The following is a 24,917-nucleotide window of genomic DNA, read 5'->3' as shown; positions in this document are numbered from 1 at the left end:
CGGCCACGCGGCTAGCACGAGAGCCCGCCAGGTGTAGCACAATCTTGACAACACCCATCGGAGAGGGGCCCGATGCATCGCGTGCGGTTGGCGGAGGTCTTCCCGCCGGGCGGGCCGCCCATCGTCGCCGAGCGGTTCGAGCTGCGGAGCGACACCTCCGCCCACAGTCATGACTTCATCGAGCTGGCCGTGGTCACCGGCGGCACCGCCACGCACGTCTCGGCCGCAGGCGAACGGGACCTGGACCGCGGCTCGGTGACGATGCTCCGCCCGGGCGACTGGCACGGCTATCGCGACTGCCGCCGGCTGCTCGTCTACAACCTGTACGTCGGCCTGGAGGTGTTCCGGCGCGAACTGGCCTGGCTACGCGCCGACCCGTCCCTCGGCCGCGTCCTGCACACCGCCGGCCCATCCGGCCACCGGCTCCGGCTCGACCCCGCCGCGCTGCGCATCGTCGAGACCGGCCTGGCCGAGACCGCGGGTCGGCCCGGTCCGACCCCCCATGCCGTGCGGGTGGGAATACTGCTCTGCCTGCTGGGCGGCACGGCGGCGTCCCTTTCCACCGACCCCACCGGCGACCGGACCGGCCACGGCCACCCCGCCGTGGTGGCCGCAGCGCAACTGCTGGAGAACGACATCCAGCGCGCCTGGAACCTGGACGAACTCGCCTCCGCCGTGAGCGTGTCGCCTCCCTACCTGACACGCCTGTTCACCGCGCAGCTCGGCATCCCGCCCATGACCTATCTGGGCCGGCTGCGCGCCGAACGCGCCGCAGCACTCCTCATCGAGACCGACCTGCCCGTCGCGGCGATCGGAAGGCTCGTGGGCTGGCACGATCCCAACTACGCCAGCCGCCGGTTCCGGCACTTCTTCGCCCTCAGCCCGGCCGCGTACCGCACACGGTTCCGCCCCGGCGGCTGACCGCTCCGGCGCACGCCGCGAGGATCGCGTTCCCCGCACCGCCCAGGCACGGTCAACCGGGGTCCACTTTTTGTCTTCCCTCTGGCCTAATCCGGCATTCCCGGCTTACGTTGAAACACACGCCTCCTTGCCTCTGGAGCCAGCGATGTCGCGTAGCCGTGCAAAACGCATCCGACGAGCCAGCGCAAAGATCCGCCGCAAGCACAGCAAGGGCGCCCGGCGCAGCCACCACGTGAACACGCACCACCAGTTCAACCAAGGCTGACGCCCGCACCCGAACCGTGCTCCGGGGACCGGTGCGCCGCCCCGGCCTGGACGTCGGTGCCCGTACGACGCCGGCGCCCGTGGGGCGGTCGAGCACGGGCTCGGCACGCCCGAACGGCCTCCCCGGACCTGACATGTCCGTGTACGAAACGCACTTCCTGGGAGGACGAATGCCGCGTGTGTCGGTGGACGTCGACGGCGTCACGTACGAAGACGAGGTCGAGCCACGTCTGTTGCTCGTGCACTACCTCCGCGACCGGCTCGGCAAGGTGGGCACCCCCATCGGCTGCGACACGTCCAACTGCGGGGCCTGCACCGTCCTGATGGACGGCCTCAGCGTCAAGAGCTGCTCCGTCCTCGCCGTCCAGGCGGACGGCCATGAGATCACCACCATCGAGGGCCTCGGTGACGGGCAGAACCTCCACCCCTTGCAGCGGGCGTTCCACGAAGAACACGCGCTGCAGTGCGGCTACTGCACCCCGGGCATGATCATGGCCGCGCTGGACCTGCTGCGGGAGAACGCCGACCCGTCCGATGACGAGATCCGCGACGGGCTCGAGGGCAACCTGTGCCGCTGCACCGGATACCAGAACATCGTCCGCGCGGTCCGCCGCGCCGCGGACGGCATGCGGCAGGCCGAGGAGGCGCGGTCATGAGCGAGGTCGCTTCGGAAGCCGTCACCGAGCAGGTCACGCCGAGCGCGCCGGACGCGACAGGCGAGGTCGGACGGGCCCGCCGCCGTTCGGAGGACGCCCGGCTGATCACCGGGAAGACCAACTGGACCGACAACATCCAGCTGCCCGGCCTGCTCCACGTGGCGTTCCTGCGCAGCCCGATCAGCCACGCCAGGATCAGCCGGATCGACGTGGAGGCCGCGCGCGCGCGGCCCGGGGTGGTCGCCGTCGTCACCGGCGCGGACCTCGGCGACGAGCAGGGCAGCCTGCCGTGCGCGTGGCCGGTCACCGAGGACATGGTCCTGCCCGACCACCCGCCGATCGCGGTCGGCGAGGTGCGCTACGTCGGCGAACCGGTGGCCGCCGTCGTCGCCCGCGACCGGTACGCCGCCGTCGACGCGCTGGAGGCCATCGACATCGACTACGAGCCGCTGCCGGCCGTCGTCGACATGGAACGCGCGATCGCGGAGGGCGCCGACCTCGTCCACGTCGACAAGGGCACGAACAAGAGCTACACGTGGGTCTTCGAGGCCGGCGACCTGAACGCGGCGTTCCGGGACGCGCCCGTGATCGTCGAACGCCGCTACGTCCAGCAGCGGCTGATCCCGACCGCCATGGAGCCCCGCGCCGTGGTCTGCTCGGCCGTCGGCGACGAGTACACGCTCTGGTCGGCCACGCAGATCCCGCACATCCTGCGGCTGATGCTCGCCACGGTCACCGGCATCCCCGAGCACCGGCTGCGGGTGATCGCGCCGGACGTCGGCGGCGGATTCGGCTCGAAGCTGCAGGTGTACGGCGAGGAGGTCGTCTGCCTGCTGCTGGCCAAGCGCCTCGGCCGCCCGGTCAAGTGGACCGAGTCGCGCAGCGAGGGCAACATGGCCGTCCACCACGGCCGCGACCAGATCCAGCGGCTGTCCCTGGCCGCCGACCGCGACGGCCGGATCCGCGGCGTGAAGGTCGACCTGCTCGCCGACATGGGCGCCTACCTGATGCTGGTCACGCCCGGCATCCCGCTGCTCGGGGCGTTCATGTTCAACGGCATCTACAAGATGGACGCCTATTCCTTCACCTGCACCGGGGTCTTCACGAACAAGACGCCGACCGACGCGTACCGGGGTGCGGGCCGGCCGGAGGCGACCTACGCCATCGAGCGGATGATGGACGAGCTCGCCGCCGAGCTCGGCCTGGATCCGTTGGAGGTACGCCGGCGCAACTGGATCCGGCACGAGGAGTTCCCGTACGACACGATCGCCGGCCTGACGTACGACTCCGGAAACTACGAGGCCGCCACCGAGAAGGCGATGCGGCTGTTCGACTACGACAAGCTGCGCGCCGAACAGGCCGACCGTCGGGACCGCGGCGATCCCGTACAACTCGGCATCGGCGTGTCGACCTACACCGAGATGTGCGGGCTCGCGCCGTCGCGGGTCCTCGGCTCGCTGTCGTACGGCGCGGGCGGCTGGGAGCACGCGTCCGTACGGGTCCTGCCGTCCGGGAAGGTCGAGGTCGTCACCGGGTCCTCCGCGCACGGGCAGGGGCACGAGACCGCGTGGGCGCAGATCGCCGCCGACCGGCTCGGCGTGCCGTTCGAGGACGTGCGCGTCCTGCACGGGGACACGGGCATCTCGCCGAAGGGCATGGACACGTACGGCTCGCGGTCCCTCGCCGTCGGCGGGGTCGCGCTCTACAACGCCTGCGACAAGGTGGTCGACAAGGCCCGCCGGATGGCCGCGCACCTGCTGGAGGCCGACGAGCGCGACCTCGAGTTCTCCGCTGGGTCGTTCAAGGTCAAGGGCGTGCCCGGCCAGGCCCGTACGCTGCAGGAGGTCGCGCTGGCGACGTTCGCGGCGCACGACCTGCCCGAGGGGTTCGAGCCGTCGCTCGACTCCGACGCCACCCACGACCCGGACAACTTCTCCTTCCCCCACGGCACGCACCTGTGCGCGGTGGACGTCGACACCGAGACCGGGTTCGTGAAGATCCGCTCGTACGTCGCCGTCGACGACGTCGGGAAGGTCGTCAACCCGCTGATCGTCGAGGGGCAGGTACACGGCGGCCTCGCGCAGGGCATCGCCCAGGCGCTGTACGAGGAGGCGGTGTACGACGCCGACGGCAACCTGACGACGACCACAATGGCCGACTACCTCGTCCCGTCAGCGGCCGACCTGCCGACCTTCACCACCGACCGCACCGAGACGCCGGCGACCACCAACCCGCTCGGCGTCAAGGGCGTCGGCGAGGCCGGCACCATCGCCTCGACGCCCGCCGTCGTGGGCGCGGTCGTCGACGCCCTGCGCCCGTACGGGGTCGACGACGTGCCGATGCCCTGCACGCCCGAACGCGTCTGGCGCGCCCTGCGCGGCACCCGCGGGCAGGCTCCACCCGAAGGCGCGCCCGAGCCCGGCGCGGGCGGCGGTCTCGGATCCGCAGGAGGTGCGGCATGATCCCGACACCGTTCGACCACGTCCGGCCGTCCGCTCCGGTCCACGGGAGGTGCCGCATGATCCCGGCGCCCTTCGACCACGTCCGGCCGTCCACGCTCGGATCCACGGGAGGTGCCGCATGATCCCGGCACCGTTCGACTATGTCCGGCCGTCCACGCTCGGCGAAGCCGTCGCCGCACTCCGCGAGGCGGACGAGGAGGGCAAGGTGCTGGCCGGCGGGCAGAGCCTGATGCCGCTGCTGCGCCTGCGCCTCGCCTACCCCGAGGTGCTCATCGACGTCTCGGCCCTCCCGGAGCTGCGGGGCGTGCGCGACGACGGCGACTCGGTCTTCGTCGGGGCCATGACCACGCACTACGAGGTGCTGCGCGACCCGCTGATCCGCGCGCACGCCCCGCTGCTCGCCGCCGCGACCACCACCGTCGCCGACCCCGCCGTACGCCACCGGGGCACCTTCGGCGGATCCCTCGCGCACGCCGACCCGGCGGGCGACCTGCCGGGCGTCGTCCTCGCCATGGACGGGGTGTTCGTCACGTCGGCGCGGGAGATCCCGGCAGGCGACTTCTTCACCGACTACCTGACGTCGGCCCTGGAACCGGACGAGATCCTCCTCGGCGTCCGGCTGCCGAAGGCCTACACCGGCTGGGGCTTCCACTACGAGAAGTTCCACCGTACGGCGCAGGCCTGGGCGGTCGTCGGGGTCGCGTGCCTGGTCCGGCGCACGGACGGCGAGGTCGCCGAGGCGCGGATCGGCCTGACGAACATGGGACCGACGCCGGTCCGCGCGTACGCCGTCGAGACGGCGGTCGCGGACGGCCCGGCCTCCCGCGAGGCGTTCCAGAGCGCGGCCCAGGACGCCCCCGACGGCACGAGTCCACCGAGCGACCTGCACGGTTCGGCGGAGTATCGGCGGCATCTCGCCCAGGTGCTGACCGCCCGCGCCCTCGCTACGGCGGCGGGCGTCTAGTGTCCTGATTGATCGGGGTGGTCAGAATCGGTAGCGGAGCACGCCTGTTCCCTGCCGCCATGCCGGAACTGCCCTGATCATCGCGCAAAGGGCCCGATAGTACAGCGGAGCATTAGTGAGGAGGGACCGGTCGAGCTGGCTCCACTCGTCCACAAAATGCAGGCGGTCGTCGAACTTCTCGACGGCTCGCTCGTCGTCGAGCGCCCAATTGATCGAGACGCCGAACTTCCCGAAGATCGGTCCCGGCCGCTTTTCAAGCTGCTTCTTCGTCTTCGTCGGATACGTGTTGAACAGAAACTCTCCGGTCGGAAAATGATCGACGATCTGCTTGAAGACCCGCCGCACTTCGTCCTCGGTGAGAAATCCGAACAGCCCGTCGGCCACGACCACAACGGGCTTGTCGCCGGGAATCTGCATGAGCCAATCCGGATCGACGACGGACGCACCGATCGTACTGTGCTCCGCACGCTCGGGGTACAGCTGGTTCGCGATCTCAATGACGTCTGGGAAGTCCACGTCGTACCAATGGTGTCCGGCCGACGGCTCGACCCGGAAGACTCGGCTGTCGAACCCACAGCCGAGATCCAGGACGAGCGCATCCGGATTATCCGCTAGATACCGCGCAGCCCACTCGTCCATGATCCGGGATCGGACACCGACGGCGAAGCGTCCGATATTCATGGGCTTGAGCTGGGAAAAGTCGAAGTCCAAACGCTGCACGGCTTCATCCGCGCGCGTGTCGCCGAGGATCGGATGCTGTTCCTTGCTGTCCAGCCACCGGAGATACAACTCGACGAGCGCGGTCACCCGTACGCCCGTGAAGTCAACCGCGATCTTATCCATGGAAACGTCCTTTCCGACGAAAAGGCTCAGGCGCTGACAGGGGTTTGCGGGTGGAGCCGCCGAGACGGCCTCGGGCGGTCCGTTCCGCTATTCGTTCTGGATCTTGTCGAGAGCGGCCCGGGCCAATGCGGCGCCCTCTGGACTGAGCAGGGGGTGGGAGTAGATGTCGATCAAGGTCCGGGCGAGCAGCAGGTCACCCTCGGGACTGGACACCTCGACACCCATCCCCCGCGACACATGCTCGTGCAGGATCGAGATGGCCAGCGACATCGCGGTGATCACCGTCGCCCGCGCCTTGCGATCGACGTCGGGTGGATCGGGGCGGTCCTTGTCGGTGTCCGCGAGCCACTGCACACCCATCTGGACCATCTCGTCGAACACCGACGCCGCAGACCCCTCGGCCAAGGCGCGCGCCAGGTACCGCTGGTACGGGCCCAGCGCGGCGCGGGCGGCGGCCACGTAGTTCGCGTCACCTGGGGCGCGGTCCTTCCGGACCTGGTCGTTGAGCCGACGGAGCACCTTGGCCAAGTAGTCGTCGCATGCCTCGCGCAGCGCCTGCTTGGAACCGAAGTGATGGCGCACCAGCCCCGAGGAGACGCCGGCCGCCTCGGCGATCCCCCGGATCGTCGCCCGCTCGAACCCGTGCGCACCGAACTGCAGCAACGCCGCATCTCTGATGCGAGCACGGGCGGTGAGGTCCTCAGGGTCCGGCCCCGTCGTCGACACTGTCGCCCACCTATCCGTCCGTGCAGTCGGCTATACGTTCGTAAACCATACTACACATGCGTGTAGTGAGGAGCCGGCAGCTGAAGGGTGGTCGGCCGAGCCTGGTCGGGCGAACGGTGTCGCTCCGCTCACTTCGGGTATGCACGGAAACGCACCCGGGGTGAGCGGAGTGACGGGCCACCGGAACATGACCACGACGGCCTCGTCCTATTCACTGGCGTATGTGGCGAACCCGGCCGTAATGTCACCCGCAGACCACCGATCACGAGGAGGCAAGGCATGGAACTCGATCACGAGTTCACCGTTCCGGTGCCGGTGGAACAGGCGTGGCAGGTGCTGCTCGACGTGGAGCGCATCGCGCCCTGCATGCCCGGAGCGACGCTCGACGCGGCCGAGGCCGACGAGTTCACCGGCCGCCTCAAGGTGCGCCTCGGCGCGATGACCATCACCTACCGGGGCACCGCCCGCATCGCGTCCCGTGACGACGAGGCCCACACGGTCACGATCGAGGCGTCCGGTAAGGAGGCCCGAGGTTCGGGCACCGCCTCCGCCACGGTCCAGGCCACGCTGCACGAGGACGACGGACGCACCAGCGTCACCGTCCACACCAAACTGAACGTCACCGGGCGTCCCGCCCAGTTCGGCCGGGGCATCCTCGCCGAGGTCGGCGGCAAGCTGATCAGCCGCTTCGCCGACAACCTCGCCACCGAGCTGGCGAGCGAGAAGAGGGCGACGCCGGCCGACACCGGGACGCCGAGCGAGACCGCCACGGGCACGCCGACCGAGCGCGGGACCGCTGCTCCCGCCGAGGCGAAGGTCGAGGCGGAGGCCTCCACCGCGGCCACGACCGAGGAGGCGGTCCCCGAGCAGGCCGTGCCGAACGCTCCAGCGGAGACGGCGCCCAGCGTCCCGGAGCAGACCGCGGCCGACGCTCCCGCCAAGATGGCGACCAGCGCCCCGGAAGAGGCCGCGAGCGGCGCCACGGCCGAGACCGCGCCCAGTACGCCGGAGCGCGTCCCGGCGGAGTCCGCCCGCGCGCCGGAGAAGGCCACCGCGCGCGAACCCGTCGGCACCCCTGCGGCCCGGCCCGAGTCGGAGCCGATCAACCTGCTCGAGGTCGCCGGACCCTCGGTCGCCAAGCGGGTCGTGCCGCTGGTCGCCGGGCTGGCGCTGCTGCTGGTGATCTGGCGTCTCATCCGGCGCCTGCGCTGACTTCCGCCGCCGGTCGGGCCGGTGGCGTCCGCTCCCGGCGCGCGGCCGCGATGTGCGCCGCCGGGATGAGACTCCAGGCGGGATGGTCGGCTTACCGTCTGATCAGTGTGTTCATCGACAGCTGGGTTAGGGGATCGAGATGCAGGTCGCCGTGCTGACCTTCGACGGGTTCAACGAGCTGGACAGCTTCATCTCCGCCGCGATCATCAATCGCTGTCGTCGCGATGGGCTGACGGCCTACATCACCACGCCGACACCTACCGTCACCTCGATGAACGGCGTCGAGGTGACTGGACAGCGATCTTTCGACTTCATCCCCGAGGCCGACGTCGTGCTGGTCGGCAGCGGGATCAAGACGAGGGACGTCGTTGCTGACGACAGCCTGATCGCATCGATCCCGCTGGACCCGAGCCGACAGCTGATCGGCTCGCAGTGTTCCGGGGCACTGGTTCTGGCGCGCCTCGGCTTGCTCGCCTCGATCCCCGCGTGCACGGACACCATCAGCCGCCCATGGGTGGAGGCGTGCGGCGTCGAGGTTCTGGACGCGCCGTTCCACGCGGTCGGCAACATCGCCACGGCCGGTGGCTGCCTGGCGTCGCAGTACCTTGGCGCCTGGGTGATCGACCAGGCGCTCGGCGAGGCCGCCGCCCGCGCCGTGATCCACTACGTGGCGCCGGTCGGGGAGAAGGAGAACACGGTCGAGCGGGTGTTCTCCGCCATTCGGGCCGACGCCCGGCAACCTGTCGCCCCGCTGTAGGCACGAACGTAGAAACGTAGACCGCCAGTACGCCGATGGCGTCCGAAGCGATCTGGCTCAGATCTTCAGGAGCAGGATGGGCTTGGTGGTCGGCTGCCGGGAGCCGGCGGCGGGCTCCACGGTGATCCCGACCTTGTTCGCGTCCGCGAGGGTGCCTTCGACGAGCGTGCGGATGTGACCGGCGGCGTCCGGCCGGACCAGTCCTCCGGCGCGGATCCCGCCCGGGCCGATGAGCCACATCTCGTACGTCTTCTCCGCCGGCGGCGGACGCAGCCCGGACGACGTGAGGACCGCCCGGCCCTGGGATCGGGAGGCCACCACGGTGACCGTCCCGCCGGAGGCGACGGATCCGGACACGGTACGGGCGTCCGGGGCGGAGAGCACGGCCGCCACCGTACGGTCCGCCGACCCGGGCCGGTCCGACCGCTGCGTGCCGAGCACCACCCCCACGGAGACGGCCACGACCACGAGGCACGCCGCCGCGAGGGCGACGACGAGCCGTGCACGTCCAGGGCGGCGGGGCCGCAACGGGATCACATCCGCCCCTTCGGCCGCGCGAGGCGACTGGCTCACCTCACGGACCTCGGCCAGCACGCGCTCGCGCAGCCCGGGCGGCGGCGTGCGGGCGGCGGCGGCGCCGAGCCGGGCCGTGGTCTCCTGGAAACCGTGAACCTCCGCGGCGCACGAGGCGCACTCCTCCAGATGCGCTTCGAACAGCCGGCGCTCCTCGGCGTCGGTCAGTGCGTCGAGGGCGTAGGCGGCGGCGAGGACGTGAAGGTCGTCGCTCATCAGGCGACCCCCAGGCAGTCGCGCAGGCGGATGAGGCCGTCGCGCATCCGGGTCTTCACCGTTCCGAGCGGCGTGGCGACCCGCTCCGCGACCTCACGGTAGGAGTATCCCTCGTAGTAGGCGAGGACGATGGACTCGCGCTGCAAGGGCGTGAGCCTTTCGAGGCAGCGGCGGACCCGCTCGTGCTCCAGGCGGGTCTCGACGCTCTCGGCGACCTCGTCGTGGGCCGGGACGACCTCACGCCGCCCGGCACGGTCGGCGCGCTCGCTCGCCGCCTGTTCGGAACGCACCCGGTCGACGGCACGGCGGTGCGCCATCGTCATGATCCAGGCCATGGCCCCGCCGCGTGCGGGGTCGTACCGGGGCGCCGAACGCCAGACCTCGACCAGCACCTCCTGGGCGACCTCCTCGGCGTGCGCCGCGTCGCGGACCACCCGGTGGATCAGGCCGTACACCGCCCCCGCCACCTCGTCGTACAGCCGCTCGAAGGCCGCGGTGTCGCCGGCGGCGACCCGGCCGAGCAACCGGTCGAGCTCGGACCGGTGCTCACGCGACGCCGACCCGGGTCTTCGCAGCATTGGCACTGGGCACTCCCCGCTCGCACTGCCCGGATCGTACGCTTTTGCGCCAAGGCTGGTCATCAGAATGCGCCGAGACTGCGCACGGCGATACCGAGGCCGAGGACGACGACGAGGGCCGCGCTGCCCGCCGGGACGGCCGACGCGGCCACGACGCCGCGCCCGCCGAACAGGCACCTGCCGAACAGGCGACGGCCCTGGAGCAGGCGGCCTTCGAGCACACGTTTGGCCAGGAACCGGCCCGATCCGGCCACGAACAGCCCGACCGAGACGAGCATCAGCGCGAGCCCGACACCGTAGCCGAGCACCAACAGCACCCCGAACCAGGCATGGCCGACCGCGGCGCCGCCGACCAGCACCACGACGGCCGACGGACTGGGGACGAGTCCCCCGGCGAACCCCATGAGCACGAGACTCCCCCGCCGCCGACGCGTGTGCGCCCTTCCTCTCCCCTCGGCACGCCCGTGGACATGGTGGCCGTGCCCGTGAGCGTGATGCTCGTGGTCATGGTGGCCGTGAGCGTGGTGGGTGTGGCCGTGGCCGTCGGGGCGGAGTGCTCGCCGCAGCAGCACCGCGCCGGCGACAGCGACCAGCACGCCGCTCGCCGCGCCGAGCCAGGGGAACAGCGCGGCGGGCGTCAGCGTGGAACCACCCGCGACGAGCACCCCGAGCGCCAGGACGCCGGCGGTGTGGGTGACCGTCACCGTGACGCCGAGGGTGAGAATGTCCCGCGGTGCGCGTCGGCCCCGGCCCACTGCCTGCGCCGCCATGATGGTCTTTCCGTGTCCTGGGGCGAGCGCGTGCAGAGCGCCGAGGACGACCGAGATGAGCAGGGCGAGGGCCGCGAAGCCCGGGGTGAGCCGGCGATGGGCGACCAGCGACGTGAACGACCGGGTGAGCCGGTCGGCGCCGCGCGGGAGGATGCGGGCGGCGCCTGTTCCGTCGGTGTCCGCGAGGGGCGGGCCGCCCGCCCGTACGCGGAGAGTCGCCGTGCGGCGGTCGAGCGGGGAGCCGAGCATGTCCTTCGGATAGGCGGTCAGCCGCGCACTGCGGGTGTGTTCCGGCACGTCGGCCGTGGTGAGGGTCATGCGGTCACCGCGTGCGGTGACCTCGTGCCAGCCGGTCCCGGGGACGCCGTCGTCCCGGAAGGCGATCGCGCCGGCCCGTACCGGCGCGATGATCCGGCACTCCAGGCGGAGGGTGTTCAGCCCGGCCTGGCCGGGCCGGGCCGAGGCGGCCGCGGACCGTACGGTCGCGGTGACCGGGCGTCCGTCGACGGTGATCCGCATGGCGGCCGCGGCCTGCCGGCAGGTGCTCGCGCCCCAGGCCGGAAGGTCCGCCTCCGTGACGCCGGCCTGGGCGGTCGGGATCTCGGCGAGGTCCCGCACGTGGTCGATCCGCAGTTCGCCCGGGGCGACCACGAGGCCGTCGTAGGTGTTCACGGTGAAGTTCCCGAGCGGATGGAGCAGGGAGACGGCGATCAGCAGCGCGGCGGTCATGACAGCGCCTCTCGGGCAAGATTGATCAGCACGGGCATGACGACGCCTCCGGAGGCGACAACGGTGATCAGCACGACGGCGGTCATCACAATGCCTCCAGGGCGGCGCGCGCTCGGGGCGCTTGCAGCGGGGAGAACCACGGGTTGAGGTGAAGCGCGGCCGCCAGGTCACGGCGGGCGTCGGCGCGGCGGCCCAGGGCCTTCTCGATCATGCCGCGGTGGTAGCGGAACAGGGCGTTGCGGTAACCGGTCCGGGTGGCCTGCTCGGCGTATCCGAGCGCCTCGCGGTCGCGCCCGCTCACATGCAGGGCCCAGGCCAGGGCGTCGGCGACGTGTAGCGAACGCCGTCGCCCCCACTCGGCCCGCGCCGCGCGCAGGGCCTCGGCGGGATCCCCGTGGTCGGCGGCGAACAGCGCGGTCTCCAGGTCGGTGGAGACGCCGTCGGCCGCGGCGAGCCGTTCCCAGGTCCGGGCGACGGCGTACTGCCGTCGCGCCTCGTCGCCCCGGCCCAGCGACTCGTACAGCTCGCCGAGGCCGATCACGTACGACGGCAGGGGCAGGCGTGCGACCACGTCCCGCAGGTCGCGGACCGCCCCGGCGGTGTCGCCCTCCGCCGCCCGTACCCGGGCCCGGCCGTCGAGGGCGGGCAGGTAGGAGGCGTCGGCGCGCAGGGCCGCGGCGAAGCGGCGGCCCGCCTCCCGGCGGTCACCGGAGTTCCAGGCCAGCTCGCCGAGTTGCGTCTCGACGTACGCGGTGTCGCCCGGGTCGGTCGCGGAGACGCCCAGGAGGATCCGCCGTGCCTCGCCGGACCGGCCGCGCAGTTCCTGGACGTAGGCGAGCCGAGTGAAGATCGGTATGCCGGGCCGCAGGCTGTCGGCGCGGCGGGCGGCGGCGAGCGCCTCGGGGTAGCGGCCGAGTTCGACGAGTGCGTCGATCCGCACCCCGTTGGCCCGGGTGCCGTACGGGTCGACGGCGAGGGAGGCGTCGGCGTACCGCAGCGCGCCGGCGAAGTCGTGCCGCGCGGCGGCCAGGGCGCCGAGTCCGGCGAGCGCCGCGGCGTTCCGGCGGGGCGACTCCTGGAGCGAGCGCCGCAGGACGCCCTCCGCCTTCGGATAGTAGGAGGGGTCCGCGGTCAGCCGGGCCTGTTCCACGTAGGCGAGGCCGAGCGTCGCCCATCCGGCCGCGTCGCGCGGCTGCGTGCGCAGATGCCGCTGAAGCTGTGCCACGTCGGCGGTCAGGTCCGCCGTGGAGATCCGGTCGGGGCCGGCCGCGGCCGCGGGTGTGGTGGCGGGCTCGAATCGCCGGTCGAAGGCGGCCGCCGAGCCGAGGGTGAGCCCACCGGCCACGGCGACGATGATCCCTGCCGTCAGCAGACGTCGCATGGTTCACCTTTCCGGCCCGGCCGCCGCGCGGCGGCCGGGCCGTCTCCGGAGGGTCAGGAGCGGGACTGCCGGCGGCGACGGAGCCACATGGACCCGCCGCCGATGACGGCGGCCGCGCCCAGGCCGGTCGCGGCGGCGGGCATCGCGGGGAAGTGGCGGCCGGTCTTGACGTCCGGGAGGTCGTTGTACGCGCCGGGCCGGACCCGGACGCCCGCCTTGCTCACCGCCGAGCCGGAGTTCGGCGACGCGACGTACGGGAACGCCCGGTCGAACGCGGCGTCGTTCGCGTTGACGCCGTCGCCCAGGTCGTTCTTCTTGCCGAGTAGTTCGCCCTCGACGACCTGCAGCGAGATGTCGACGACGTCGTCGGTGAGCCGGCGGCCGTTCGGATAGCCGGCGTTGTCGCCGTCGAGCACGCCCAGCCGCTTGGGACTCTTGGCGGGCGGGATGGAGGTGTTGAGCCGCATCAGCTCGGCGGGGCGCACGCCGGGCGGCTGGTTCAGCTTGGGAACGCCCGTGAGGAAGACCTGCGTGAGGTCGTTCCGCGGCTCGGCGGGTGCCGGGATCTTGTAGATCTTCTGAATGAGCTTCGGCAGCTCGGGGCGGGTCACGTAGTTCGCGAACCAGGCGTCGTTCCAGGGGATCGAGGCGTTGAACCGGTCCTTGTCCGCGAGGGGGATCACGACCTCGTTGACCAGCGGGTTGCCGAGCCGCGACACCTGCGTGTACCCGCCCGCGGCGGTGCGCCGCTGCACGTCGGAGAACACGCCGATGATCGGCTGCGTGGGGGCGAGCGTCTTGGACGGCACCTGGAGCGCGATCGTGTTGACGTTGTAGCCGCGCAGGGTGTCGTTGCCGACCTCCTTCAGGTTTCCGCCGTACAGCAGGTCGAAGACCCGTAGGTCGAGGAAGAAGGGATCCTCCGCCTGCCCGGCGAACACCTGCCCGCCCTGCGGCAGCGGCTTGACGGCCTGAGTGCGCAGGGTCCGGTAGTCCGGCATGGACGCCTGGCCGACGTTCGACGGCGCGACCGGCGCGTCGTCGATGAGCGTCCGCGCCGACTGCGCGGTCCCGTGCGCCCGGTGGATGAGCGTCAGGTCGTACGTCTGGGTGAAGTTGAGGTTCGGGTCGTCGAGGCTCCGTACCGGGCCGGTGTTGTAGAGGAACGTGCCGCGGTTCTTGTAGTGGTGCTGGAACTCGAACCGGTACGTGAGGTCGGTCTGGGAGTCGCCGTCGTTGTCGATGTTGATGTCGTAGCGGGCGTCCGCGGCGAACTTGTAGAAGTTCGGGCCGCCGGCCGGCTCCTCGAACGGGATGAAGTTCGCGATCAGTGTGGTGGTGTCGGGCTTGTCGGGGCTGACGAACGCGTAGACGTCGGTGTTGTCGTACTGCGGCTCACCGGAGATGAGCGGCGCCTCGCGGTGGCTGGAGGCGGTGGCCCGGGGCGGCGCCAGGCCGGCCAGACCGCCGATGAGGAGAGCGCCTCCCACCGCGAGCGCGGCGACGGCCCTCGACCGGGCCGGCAGTGATCGTGACATCGCAGCTTCCTTCGTGCGGGTGCTGTGTCCGACCGCTATTCGTCACTCGACGGCGAGCGGATTGGTCCTCTTCGCACGAAGTTCGCGACAGGGCTCAGCGCCTACCGGCGTCACCGGAGACTCAGCGCGTGTCGGCCGCCGAGGCCGCCCGCGCACCCGCCAGAGCGGCGGACGCTGACACCCCGCCGCGCCGCGCGGAGAGATACCACCGCTCGGTCGGCCTTCCTGGCCCGTTCTGCCGGAGGTCCATTCACTGCTTCCAGTAGACGCCACGGGGGTGGTCGTAGGTTTCAGTTTGACCTTGCACCCATTCGACGCCGGTCATCGCGATACCGGTCGGTACGAGGAACAATGCGCATGGCTGGTAGGAGGATCCCTTGGGCATATTGCCATTGTTGGGCGGGCTGTCCGCGCATTTGGGGAAGGCGACGTGGGGCTGGGTCGAGATGGTGAACGCCTCGCCCGGAAGCACGGCGTCCATGTTGATCGAGGTACTGGTGATGAGGTCGGGACCGTTGAGATTCTTGACCGTGTATCGGACGTAGAAGGGCGTCATCCCGTCGGTCTGCTCGCCCGTTCCTTTCAACGGCGCGAGGTCACCGGGCGCACCTTTCTCAATCGAGGTGACGGTGATGGCCAGTTTTTCTTCACTGCCGTTGAGAAACGGCACAATGGCGGTCTGGCCGATCCGGAATGTCTGGCCTGGTTTCGCCATTCCGGTCGGGGTCGTTCCGCCGGACGATGCCGTCTGTTGCGGGCTCGCCGAGCCACTGCCCTGGGTCGACGGCCGTGACTGGGACGGCCCCGACGCCGCCGTCTTCTTCCCGGTGGAATCAGGCCACAGCGCGAAGACGGCGGCGCCGATCAGCACCAGCGCGGCGAGGCCCGCGCCCCCCGTGACAAGGGCCCGGCGGTGGCCACCGCCGGCGACCGTCCGTGGTGGCGAGTCGTGTCGGCCGACGAGCCCCGGATCGGGAGATGTGTGCGCGAACTGAGGTGCGCCCGCCTGCTCCGGACCATGGGCGCCGGTGGTGGAGCGCAAGAACGACGCGACGGCCTCCGCACTCGCGGGCCGGTCGGCCGGGCTCTTGGCGAGCAGGTCGAGGACCAGGCGGTCGAGATGCGGGGGTGTCTCCGGTCGCTTGCGACTCGGTGGCGACGGAGCCTGGTTGAGATGCTGGTACATGAGCGTGTGCAGTTCACCTTCGCTGAACGGCGGCGAACCGGTGAGCATCTCGTACACGACGCAGCCCAAGGCGTACAGGTCGGTTCGATGATCGGTCGGCTCAGCACGGAACTGTTCGGGCGCCATGTAGCGGGGGGTCCCCAGGAAAGCGCCGTTCATGGTGAGCCGCGTCGTGGCGGTGACGAGATGCGCGATGCCGAAATCGCAGATCCTGACCCGGCCGTCCGGTGGCACAAGCAGGTTCTGCGGTTTGATGTCCCGGTGTACCACTCCACGCCCATGCGCCGCGGCCAGCGCGTCGGCGATTTGGGTTGCGAACGACAGCACCTGTGGGATCGCAAGGCCACCCGGTGACGCATCGATGAGAGCGCGTAGGTCCCTTCCTTCCAGCAACTCCATCACCAGGAACATCGTCGTCCCGGCCGCATCCTCGTGGACGTCGACGTCGAACACGACGGTGATACCGGGGTGCTGCAACGCCGCTGCCGTCTCCGCCTCCCGCCGGAACCTTGCCACCGCAGTCTGATCCACGGCCAGATCAGAGGAGAGGACCTTGATGGCGACCGCCCGCCGCAAGCGAAGGTCGGTGCCACGCCACACCTCCCCCATCCCGCCCTGACCGAGAGGCGCCTCCAGCTGATATCGGCCGGCGAGCGCTGCCCCCGGCTTGAGCTCCAGACCGCTCCGCATGACCCTCTTCCCGTCCGGCGAACAACATGATCAACGATCAATCTAAACGATTAGCGTCGCGGACGGAGCCGATGATGTCAGGCGGTGGTCCCGATCGCGGCGATGTCATGGCCGCGCACCCGCCGACGCCGCGCGCGTACGGCGGCACGGACCTCCTCGGCCGGGAAGGCGAAATCGGCCGTACGAGGACTCGTCGGGCGATGAACACGGGCGCGGCTCACGCCGGCCGGCGGCACATGGACGCGGCTCGTACGAGCCGGCCCGTCACTCCCACTCGATGGTGCCGGGCGGCTTGCTGGTGATGTCGACGACCACGCGGTTGACCTCGGCGACCTCGTTGGTGATCCGCGTGGAGATCTTCTGCAGCACGTCGTACGGCAGCCGCGCCCAGTCGGCGGTCATGGCGTCCTCGCTGGTCACCGGGCGCAGGACCACGGGGTGGCCGTACGTGCGGCCGTCGCCCTGCACTCCGACCGAGCGGACGTCGGCGAGCAGCACGACGGGGAACTGCCAGATGTCGCGGTCCAGGCCGGCGCGCGTGAGCTCCTCGCGGGCGATCGCGTCGGCCTCGCGCAGCACGTCGAGACGGTCCCGCGTCACGGCCCCGATGATCCGGATGCCGAGGCCCGGGCCGGGGAACGGCTGCCGCCAGACGATCTCCGCAGGCAGGCCCAGTTCCTCCCCGAGCCGCCGTACCTCGTCCTTGAACAGCGTCCGCAGCGGCTCCACCAGCGAGAACTGAAGATCCTCGGGCAGCCCGCCGACGTTGTGGTGGGACTTGATGTTGGCCGCTCCGGTGCCGCCGCCGGACTCGACGACGTCCGGGTAGAGCGTGCCCTGGACGAGGAACTCCACGGCCTCGCCGTGCTCCTCGACGATCTCGCGGGCCGCCTCCTCGAAGACCCGGATGAACTCCCGGCCGATGATCTTCCGCTTGGTCTCGGGGTCGGTCACCCCGTCCAGGGCGCCGAGGAAGCGGTCGGCGGCGTCGACGACCTTCAGGTCCACGCCGGTGGCGGCCACGAAGTCCTTCTCGACCTGCTCGGCCTCGCCCTTGCGCAGCAGCCCGTGGTCGACGAACACGCAGGTCAGCCGCGATCCGATGGCGCGCTGCACGAGCGCGCCGGCCACGGCCGAGTCGACGCCGCCGGACAGCGCGCAGATCGCCCGCTTGCCACCGACCTGGGCGCGAACGGCCTCGATGGACTCCTCGGCGATGTTGACCATCGTCCAGGAGGGCCGGCAGCCGGCGGCGGTCAGGAAGTGCTCCAGCACCGTCAGGCCGTGCTCGGTGTGCATGACCTCGGGGTGGAACTGCACGCCGTACAGGCCCCGGGCGGGGTCCTCCATCGCGGCGACCGGGGCGCTCTCGGTGCTGGCCGTCACCACGAAGCCGGTGGGAGCGACGCTGCAGGTGACGCGGTGGGACATCCACACCGACTGCTCGGTGGGCAGCCCCGCCAGCAGCGTGCCCTGGTCGATCACTGTGAGCGGGGTGGCGCCGTACTCGGCGATGTCGGAGTTGGCGACCGTGCCGCCGAGCTCCTTGGCCATCGCCTGGAATCCGTAGCAGATGCCCAGCGTGGGCACCCCGGCCTCGAACAGGCCGGTGGGCACGGCCGGCGCGCCGGGCTCGTACACCGAGGCGGGACCACCGGACAGGATGATCGCCTTTGGCCGCTTGGCCAGCATCTCCTCGACCGGCATGGTCGAGGGCACGATCTCGCTGAACACGTGGCACTCGCGCACGCGACGGGCGATGAGCTGCGCGTACTGCGCGCCGAAGTCGACAACGAGGACCGTGTCGAAGGACTGCTCGACTGACTCGACGGACACCGAGAACGCCTTTCGGAAGTTCGGATCGTCCCCAGTCTAGGGGCCCCCTGCCTGCGTGAACGCCGCGGCCGTCGGTACCGGCCGCGCGCGGATGCCGCAGGGACGGCGATACCTCCGGATTTCCCCGGCGCGCTTTAACCCCTTCGAGATCTTTATTTGGCAATATTTCGGGCTTCGTCGCTTTCCCTCCGTCCCCCTCCCAGGAGGCCCCCCACATGCGTTCAGCCGCCGCGCTGACCGGATTCGCGTCCCTCACCCTCGCCCTGCTGCCGATCAGCGGCGCGACCGCCGCCCCCAAAACGGCCGCCTCCTCGTGCACCACCCCGTCCGCCTCGGCGCGCACCATGTCCGCAGGCGTCCACCGCCGCGACAAGAACGACGTCTCCCCCGCCCAGGCCGCCGCCCTGGACCGCGAGCTCAAGGCCCTGCTCGCCCACCGGTCGCCCATCTCCATCCAGGCGACTCACCAGATCCCGGTGTACTTCCACGTCATCCGCACCGGAAAGGGCAAGAAGGGCGACCTCAGCCGCAAGCGCATCGCCCAGCAGATCGCCGTCATGAACAAGGCGTACGGCGGGTCGAAGACCGGCTTCTCCTTCGCCCTCAAGGGAAGCGACTGGACCACGAACAGCAAGTGGTTCAACGCGCCCGACACGTACGAGAAGACGATCAAGACGAAGCTGCACAAGGGCAGCGCCGGGACGCTCAACATCTACACCGCCGCACTGTCGGACGGCCTGCTCGGCTGGTCGACCTTCCCGTGGCAGTACAAGAGCAAGCCGACGATGGACGGCGTGGTCATCCACTACTCCACGATCCCCGGCGGATCCCTCACGCACTACAACCTCGGCCAGTCCGCGACGCACGAGACCGGGCACTGGCTCGGGCTCTACCACACCTTCGAGGGCGGCTGCGACGCCCCCGGCGACTACGTGAGCGACACCCCGGCCGAGTCCTCACCGGCATTCAAGTGCCCGACCGGCCGGGACAGCTGCACGGCGTCGGGCAAGGACCCGATCCACAACTTCATGGACTACTCCTACGACAGCTGCATGACGCAGTTCACCGCGGGCCAGGGCACCCGCATGCAGAAGGAGTGGGCCGCCTACCGCGGCTGAGCGACGCGACGATGAGGCGGGCGGCATCGGCCGCCCGCTTTGTCGTTGCAGCGGACCATACTGACCCGGGTGGACACCGCCGACGCCATCGCCGCCGAGCTCCGTGCCCTCGCCGATCCGGCCCGGGCCGAGCAGGAGAAGCGCTACCTCAAGAGCGATCTGGAGCACGTCGGGGTGACCGTGCCGGCGATCCGCAAGGTCACCGTCCGCGCCGCCGCCGGGCTCACCCGCGACGAGACCCTCGCCCTCGCCGACCGACTCTGGCGCCGGCCGGTCCACGAGTGCCGGCCGGTCCACGAGTGCCGGATGGCCGCGATCGAGGTCCTGATCCGGAACGCGCCGCTCCTGGAGGCGGAGGACCTCGCGGTCGCCGAGCGGATGATCCGGGAGTCGCACACCTGGGCGTACGTCGACGCCCTCGCGATCAAGGTGGTCGGCGACCTCGTCGTACGGAACGCGCCGCTCGCCACGACCCTCGACCTCTGGTCGGCCGACGCGAACTTCTGGATCCGGCGCACCGCGCTCCTGGCCCTGATCCCCGGCATCCGCTCCGGCGACGGCGACCTGACCCGCCTGACGAAGTACGGCGACGCGCTCATCGAGGAGAAGGAGTTCTTCATCCGCAAGGCCCTGGGCTGGGTCCTGCGCGAGCTCTCCAAGAAGGACCCCGACTGGGTGGCCGCCTGGGTCCGCGACCGCACCGACCGGATCTCCGGCGTCAGCATCCGCGAAGCCGTCCGCCACCTCCCCGAACCCGACCGCGACGCCCTCCTGACCGCCTACCGGTCGTGACCGTCAGCCGAACAGCCCGATTCTGCGAGCTCTCCAACACACTCCGGACCGGACGCGCGCTCGGCGACGTCCGGTCCGGGATTTCGTGAGGGTACTCCCCGCCCTGGTCCAGGGCTGAGAGGTCTTTGGGAGGCGACGGCCGCGGAGGTGGACGGCCGAGGCGGTTACTTGCTGGCGTCCGCGAGTCGGACGATCGCCGCAGCGGCCTGGATGTACTTGTTGTGGCCCAGGTCGCCGATCGTCTTGATGTTGAACGCCTTCTTCAGCGCCTCGGCGTCACCACCGCTGATCCCGGCGATGGCCTCCACCGGGGCGTTGAGCAGGCCCTTGAGATCCGTGTTCTCGTACTCCTTGTCCAGGAGCTTGTCCAGGTCGGCCGAGACTGGCATCGTCCGCACACCCCCATCTGCGTCGACTACGCGAGGTCACGATCGCCTCACAGTAGGTAGCTTTCCCCGAAGGCCTCATCCGGGCACGTTTTACTCAGGAGATCATTTTTAAGACGATCGGGGTCAGGCCGGGGTGATGGGGAGGCGGAGGGCGGCGGGGGCGTCGGCGGGGACGGCCGGGTTCTTCGGGGCGACCGGGGTGAGACGTGTGTACGGGGCGCCGAGAGCGGGGCGGGGGTCGTCTTCGCCGCGGTTGGGCCAGAAGGCCATGGCGCGTTCGGCCTGGGCGGTGATGGTGAGCGAGGGGTTCACGCCGAGGTTGGCCGAGACGGTGGAGCCGTCCACGATGTGCAGGCCCGGGTGGCCGTACGCGCGGTGGTAGGGGTCGATGACGCCCTCCTCCGGCGAGTCCCCGATCGTGCAGCCGCCGATGAAGTGCGCGGTCGTCGGGATGTCGAACAGGTCGAGCCAACTGCCGCCCGGGAACCCGCCGATCTCCTCGGCGAGCATCCGGACCGCGCGGTGTGCCTCGGGGATCCACGTCGGGTTGGGCTCGCCGTGGCCGCGGCGGGCGCGCAGGCCGCGGCCGGACGGGGACGGCTCGACGTTGATCGAGTTGTCGCGGGTCTGCATGACCAGCGCGATGATCGACCGGCTGGACCAGTTACGGAGGTTCGGCAGGCGGACCAGGTCCCACGGACGTATGGCCACCCGGCCGAGGAACTTCGCCCAGCGGGGCACGCGTCCGCCGCCGTCGATGAGCAGAGAGCGGAGGGCGCCCATGGCGTTCGAGCCGGGGCCGTAGCGGGTGGGCTCGACGTGGGTGCGCTCGTCCGGGTGGAAGGACGACGTGATCGCCAGGCCGCGCGAGTGGTCGTCTCCCTTGCTCCGGAACCGCTCGACGCCGAGGATCGCCTCGGAGTTGGTCCGGGTGCGCACGCCGAGCCGGTCGGACAGGTGGGGCAGCGTGCCGGTGGCCTTCATCCGGTGCAGCAGCCGCTGCGTGCCGTACGTCCCGGCGGCGAACACGACGTGCTCGGCGGTGAGAGTGCGCCGCCAGCGGGCGCCGCGCCGGCCGGTGCGGGTGAACGTGACCTCGTACCCGCCGCCGGGGCGGGGCCGTACGGCGGTGACGGTCGCCATCGGGATGATCTCCGCACCGGAGTGTTCGGCCAGGTAGAGGTAGTTCTCGGTGAGCATGTTCTTGGCGCCGACCCGGCATCCGGTCATGCAGGATCCGCACTCGGTGCAGGTCGCGCGGCGCGGTCCGGCGCCGCCGAAGTAGGGGTCGTCGACCGGCTTCCCCGCCTCTTCGCCGAACAGGACGCCGACCGGGGTCAGGTGGAAGGTGTCGCCGCGGCCCATCCGGTCGGCGACCCGTTTGATCGCCTGGTCGGCGGGGGTCATGGTCGGGTTGGTCCGGACGCCGAGCATGCGCTTGGCCTGCGCGTAGAACGGCGTGAGCTCGGCCTTCCAGTCGGTGATGTGCCGCCACTGCGGGTCGTCGAAGAACGGCTGCGGTGGCTCGTACAGCGTGTTGGCGTAGACGAGCGACCCGCCGCCGACCCCCGCGCCCGCCATGATGAGGACCCGCGAGCCCTTCTCACCGCGCAGCAGGTGGATGCGCTGGATCCCGGTCAGGCCGAGGGCGGGCGCCCAGAGGTACCGGCGCGTGCGCCACGACGTCTTGGGCAGGTCGCGGTGGCGTTCGCCGGGCGCGCCGTCGGGGTCGTCGAAGCGACGGCCGGCCTCCAGCACCGCGACGCGGTACCCCTTCTCGGTGAGGCGCAGCGCGGTGACGCTCCCGCCGAATCCCGATCCGATCACCACTACGTCGTGGTCCATGTGCGCTCCTACCTGAGGCGAAGGCGTTTCAGCAGCTTCTGACCCCCCGTGATCACTGCTGCGTAGGTCTCGTACGACATGCCGAGGACCGGTTCGAAGCCGAACCCGTGCTGGCTGGCGATCGTCTGGGCCTCGGTGTAACGGAGCAGGCCCTCGGCACCGTGCCGCCGGCCGACCCCGGAGTCCTTCATACCGCCCATGGGCGCGTCGTACGAGCCGTAGGCGGAGGCGTACCCCTCGTTGATGTTGACGGTGCCCGCCTTGATCCGCGCCGCGAGACGGCGGCCGCGGGCGACGTCGCGGGTCCAGACGCTGGCGTTCAGCCCGTACGGCGTGGCGTTGGCCAGGCGTTCGGCCTCGTCGTCGGAGGAGAACCGGTAGAGCGCGACGACCGGGCCGAAGGTCTCGCCGCCGCAGAGCTCCATCGCCTCGGTGACGCCCTCGAGGACGGTGGGTTCGAAGAAGTACGGCCCGGCGCCGGGGCGCGGCCGCCCGCCGGCGAGGACCTTCGCGCCCTTGGCGACGGCGTCCTGCACGTGCCGGGTAACCGTGTCGAGCTGGCGCTGGGAGGTGAGCGAGCCCATGTCCGCGTCGAACCCGGCGCCGAGCCGCATGTTCTTGACGCGGTGGACGAAGCGTTCGGCGAACCGGTCGTAGATCTTGTCGTGGACGTACAGCCGCTCGATCGAGATGCAGAGCTGGCCGGCGTTGGTGAAGCAGGCGCGGATGGCGCCCTGCGCGGCCTGCTCGACGTCGGCGTCGTCCAGGACGAGCATGGGGTTCTTGCCGCCGAGCTCGAGGGAGTAGCCGATCAGCCGGTTCGCGGCCTTGTCCGCGATCGCCCGCCCGCCCCGCGTGGAGCCGGTGAAGGCGACGTAGTCGGCGCCCTCGATGAGGGGGTCGCCGATCTCCGCGGGCTCGCCGACCACCACCTGCCATAGATCCTCGGGCAGGCCGCACTCGACGAGCAGGTCGAGCGCCCACAGGGTGGACAGCGCGGTCTGGGTGTCCGGCTTGTGCACGACCGCGTTGCCGGCGAGCAGGGCGGGCGCCGCGTCGGTCAGGCCGAGGGCGAGCGGGTAGTTCCACGGCGAGATGACGCCGACCACGCCCTTGGGGTGGCGAAGCTCGATGACGCGGGTGGCGGCGGGCATGATGCCCTGGCGGCGGCGCGGCCGGAGCAGGCCGGGGGCCCGTCGCGCGTGGTAGAGCGTGCTTCCCGCCGCGTCGAGGACCTCCTCGAAGGCGTGGCGGCGCGCCTTCCCGGTCTCCAGCTGGACGAGGTCGAGGATCTCCGCGCGGCGGTCGAGGATCGCGTCGTGGAACCGCAGGAACGGCTCGGCGCGCCGGGCCGGGGACAGCCGCGCCCACGACTCCTGGGCGGCTCGGGCGCGGTCGTACGCGGCGGCGACGTCGGCCGCGGTCGAGACGGGCAGGGTGGCGAACGGCTCCCCGGTGAACGGCGCGGCGATCCGTACGGTCGCGTCGCCCGCCGCGACACGGCGGGTCAGCCGTTCGACGAGCTCGGGAGCGAGGTCCGGGGCGGTGGCGCGCGCGCCCGTGGACGCCGCTGCGGGTGCGTTCATGGAGGGAACTCTAAGACGTGAGCCCTCTTCATGGCTACCGCACAGTAATTAATTACTTCCATGGTCAGAGCCTCAGGCCCTGTCCCCAATGCCATTTCGGTACGTTCCAGAGCCACCTTGTTCTGCATTTGCTGGCTCGGATTGCGGTCCACGGTGTATTCCGGGGAGAGAGGCCAGAAGGACGACGAGCAGGGGGAAGAATGATCTCCGACCCGCAGCAGTCCGCTGTCAAGGACGAGGCCCGCACACCTCGGCAGGAGCGGCGTGCCCAGACCCGGGCCGCCCTCCTCGACGCGGCGGAGCACCTGTGGGCGGAGCGCGGAATCCGCGGAGCGTCACTCGACGAGATCGCCGGCCGGGCCGGACTCACGAAGGGCGCCGTCTACTCCAACTTCGCCAGCAAATCCGACCTGGTCCTCGCCCTGCTCGAGCGCTACACCCAGGCCGAGGCCGTCCTCGGCGCCATTCCCGGCCTGTGCGACTCCGAGCGCTCATCGGACGAGCGGCTCGCCGACGCGGGCCGGAACTACGCCGAGCGGCTGTCCGACGAGGAGACCCGCATGCGGGCGCTGCTGCTGGTCGAACTGTGGCTGTTCGGGATGCGCGACTTCTCGGCCGGCTGGCGGATCGCCGACTGGTACCACGCCCGCCGGGAGGAACTCGCCGCCGACCTGGCGGCCGGGTCCTCGGAGATGTCCCCCGAGGACCGGGCGTCCCTCGCGATGGCGATCGAGTTCGGGCTGACGCTGCAGCACCTGCTCGACCCGGAGCGGGTCCCGGCCGAGCTGTACGGCTCCGGCGTCGGCCTCCTCCTGGCGCCGTCGGCGGACGACGCACCGCCTGAGCCGTGACCTCTGCCGACGTGCCGCCTGGGCTGCAACCCGG

At 70.9% G+C, this 24,917-nt stretch carries 21 protein-coding genes; 9 read left to right on the top strand and 12 right to left on the bottom strand.

The features are described from left to right. Positions 1–81 precede the first annotated feature (81 nt). From ABEA24_RS05010 to ABEA24_RS04995, 4 genes are all read left to right on the top strand, one after another. The gene (locus tag ABEA24_RS05010; protein ID WP_345429413.1) at positions 82–921 is read left to right on the top strand and encodes an AraC family transcriptional regulator; all 840 of its coding nucleotides are present in this window, start codon (positions 82–84) and stop codon (positions 919–921) included. 434 nt (positions 922–1,355) lie between these two features. Then, positions 1,356–1,841, top strand: coding sequence for a (2Fe-2S)-binding protein (locus ABEA24_RS05005; RefSeq protein ID WP_345429412.1), 486 nt, complete (start codon positions 1,356–1,358; stop codon positions 1,839–1,841). Next, the gene (locus ABEA24_RS05000; RefSeq protein WP_345429411.1) at positions 1,838–4,303 is read left to right on the top strand and encodes a xanthine dehydrogenase family protein molybdopterin-binding subunit; all 2,466 of its coding nucleotides are present in this window, start codon (positions 1,838–1,840) and stop codon (positions 4,301–4,303) included. The genes ABEA24_RS05005 and ABEA24_RS05000 overlap by 4 nt, the downstream gene beginning before the upstream one ends. A gap of 118 nt (positions 4,304–4,421) precedes the next feature. Further along, complete coding sequence (locus tag ABEA24_RS04995; RefSeq protein ID WP_345429410.1) at positions 4,422–5,267, top strand: FAD binding domain-containing protein; 846 nt, start codon at positions 4,422–4,424, stop codon at positions 5,265–5,267. Positions 5,268–5,288: 21 nt separating this feature from the next. Here ABEA24_RS04995 and ABEA24_RS04990 read toward each other — a convergent pair whose 3' ends face one another. Further along, positions 5,289–6,110, bottom strand: coding sequence for a class I SAM-dependent methyltransferase (locus tag ABEA24_RS04990; protein WP_345429409.1), 822 nt, complete (start codon positions 6,108–6,110; stop codon positions 5,289–5,291). Between the two features lie 87 nt (positions 6,111–6,197). After that, complete coding sequence (locus ABEA24_RS04985; protein WP_345429408.1) at positions 6,198–6,836, bottom strand: TetR/AcrR family transcriptional regulator; 639 nt, start codon at positions 6,834–6,836, stop codon at positions 6,198–6,200. Between the two features lie 279 nt (positions 6,837–7,115). Between ABEA24_RS04985 and ABEA24_RS04980 the strand changes: the two genes are divergently transcribed. Together ABEA24_RS04980 and ABEA24_RS04975 are read left to right on the top strand one after the other, a co-directional pair. After that, positions 7,116–8,048 carry an SRPBCC family protein gene (locus ABEA24_RS04980; RefSeq protein WP_345429407.1) on the top strand — a complete coding sequence of 311 codons (933 nt, stop codon included), beginning with the start codon at positions 7,116–7,118 and terminating at the stop codon, positions 8,046–8,048. Positions 8,049–8,187: 139 nt separating this feature from the next. After that, on the top strand, positions 8,188–8,805 hold the full coding sequence (locus tag ABEA24_RS04975; protein WP_345429406.1) for a DJ-1/PfpI family protein: 618 nt from the start codon (positions 8,188–8,190) through the stop codon (positions 8,803–8,805). A 57-nt stretch (positions 8,806–8,862) separates the two neighbouring features. Here the strand turns inward: ABEA24_RS04975 and ABEA24_RS04970 are convergent, their stop codons facing one another. The 7 genes from ABEA24_RS04970 to guaA all read right to left on the bottom strand — a co-directional run bounded on the left by ABEA24_RS04970 (position 8,863) and on the right by guaA (position 18,302). After that, positions 8,863–9,594: an anti-sigma factor gene (locus ABEA24_RS04970; RefSeq protein WP_345429405.1), complete on the bottom strand. Its 732-nt coding sequence runs from the start codon at positions 9,592–9,594 to the stop codon at positions 8,863–8,865. Continuing rightward, positions 9,594–10,172, bottom strand: a complete 579-nt coding sequence (gene sigK, locus ABEA24_RS04965; RefSeq protein ID WP_345429404.1) for an ECF RNA polymerase sigma factor SigK — start codon at positions 10,170–10,172, stop codon at positions 9,594–9,596. Before sigK ends, ABEA24_RS04970 begins: the two co-directional genes overlap by 1 nt. A 62-nt stretch (positions 10,173–10,234) precedes the next feature. Continuing rightward, positions 10,235–11,671, bottom strand: coding sequence for a hypothetical protein (locus tag ABEA24_RS04960; protein WP_345429403.1), 1,437 nt, complete (start codon positions 11,669–11,671; stop codon positions 10,235–10,237). Positions 11,672–11,756: 85 nt separating this feature from the next. After that, positions 11,757–13,052 (bottom strand): tetratricopeptide repeat protein, encoded by a 1,296-nt coding sequence (locus ABEA24_RS04955; protein ID WP_345429402.1) that lies wholly within the window; start codon positions 13,050–13,052, stop codon positions 11,757–11,759. Between the two features lie 53 nt (positions 13,053–13,105). Beyond that, positions 13,106–14,590, bottom strand: a complete 1,485-nt coding sequence (locus ABEA24_RS04950; RefSeq protein WP_345429401.1) for a DUF4331 domain-containing protein — start codon at positions 14,588–14,590, stop codon at positions 13,106–13,108. Between the two features lie 250 nt (positions 14,591–14,840). After that, complete coding sequence (locus tag ABEA24_RS04945; RefSeq protein WP_345429400.1) at positions 14,841–16,466, bottom strand: serine/threonine-protein kinase; 1,626 nt, start codon at positions 16,464–16,466, stop codon at positions 14,841–14,843. A gap of 264 nt (positions 16,467–16,730) precedes the next feature. After that, entirely contained in the window at positions 16,731–18,302 is a 1,572-nt protein-coding gene (guaA, locus tag ABEA24_RS04940; RefSeq protein WP_345429399.1) for a glutamine-hydrolyzing GMP synthase, read from the bottom strand. A gap of 215 nt (positions 18,303–18,517) precedes the next feature. On the opposite strand from guaA, the gene ABEA24_RS04935 reads away from it, so the two are divergent. Together ABEA24_RS04935 and ABEA24_RS04930 are read left to right on the top strand one after the other, a co-directional pair. Beyond that, positions 18,518–19,420, top strand: coding sequence for a zinc metalloprotease (locus tag ABEA24_RS04935; protein ID WP_345429398.1), 903 nt, complete (start codon positions 18,518–18,520; stop codon positions 19,418–19,420). 69 nt (positions 19,421–19,489) lie between these two features. Continuing rightward, positions 19,490–20,212, top strand: a complete 723-nt coding sequence (locus tag ABEA24_RS04930) for a DNA alkylation repair protein (RefSeq protein WP_345429397.1) — start codon at positions 19,490–19,492, stop codon at positions 20,210–20,212. Positions 20,213–20,376: 164 nt separating this feature from the next. On the opposite strand, the gene ABEA24_RS04925 is transcribed toward ABEA24_RS04930, so the two are convergent. The 3 genes from ABEA24_RS04925 to ABEA24_RS04915 all read right to left on the bottom strand — a co-directional run bounded on the left by ABEA24_RS04925 (position 20,377) and on the right by ABEA24_RS04915 (position 24,032). After that, positions 20,377–20,601, bottom strand: a complete 225-nt coding sequence (locus ABEA24_RS04925; protein ID WP_345429396.1) for a hypothetical protein — start codon at positions 20,599–20,601, stop codon at positions 20,377–20,379. Positions 20,602–20,724: 123 nt separating this feature from the next. Next, positions 20,725–22,446 carry a GMC oxidoreductase gene (locus ABEA24_RS04920; RefSeq protein ID WP_345429395.1) on the bottom strand — a complete coding sequence of 574 codons (1,722 nt, stop codon included), beginning with the start codon at positions 22,444–22,446 and terminating at the stop codon, positions 20,725–20,727. A gap of 8 nt (positions 22,447–22,454) precedes the next feature. Beyond that, complete coding sequence (locus ABEA24_RS04915; RefSeq protein ID WP_345429394.1) at positions 22,455–24,032, bottom strand: succinic semialdehyde dehydrogenase; 1,578 nt, start codon at positions 24,030–24,032, stop codon at positions 22,455–22,457. Between the two features lie 200 nt (positions 24,033–24,232). On the opposite strand from ABEA24_RS04915, the gene ABEA24_RS04910 reads away from it, so the two are divergent. Further along, complete coding sequence (locus ABEA24_RS04910) at positions 24,233–24,883, top strand: TetR family transcriptional regulator (RefSeq protein ID WP_345429393.1); 651 nt, start codon at positions 24,233–24,235, stop codon at positions 24,881–24,883. The last annotated feature ends 34 nt before the right edge of the window (positions 24,884–24,917 follow it).

Origin of the sequence: Actinoallomurus vinaceus, assembly GCF_039542055.1 — a bacterium.
GTDB lineage: Bacteria > Actinomycetota > Actinomycetes > Streptosporangiales > Streptosporangiaceae > Actinoallomurus > Actinoallomurus vinaceus.
The sequence above is the reverse complement of the archived record's forward strand: the minus strand, read 5'-3'. Positions and strand labels throughout refer to the sequence as shown.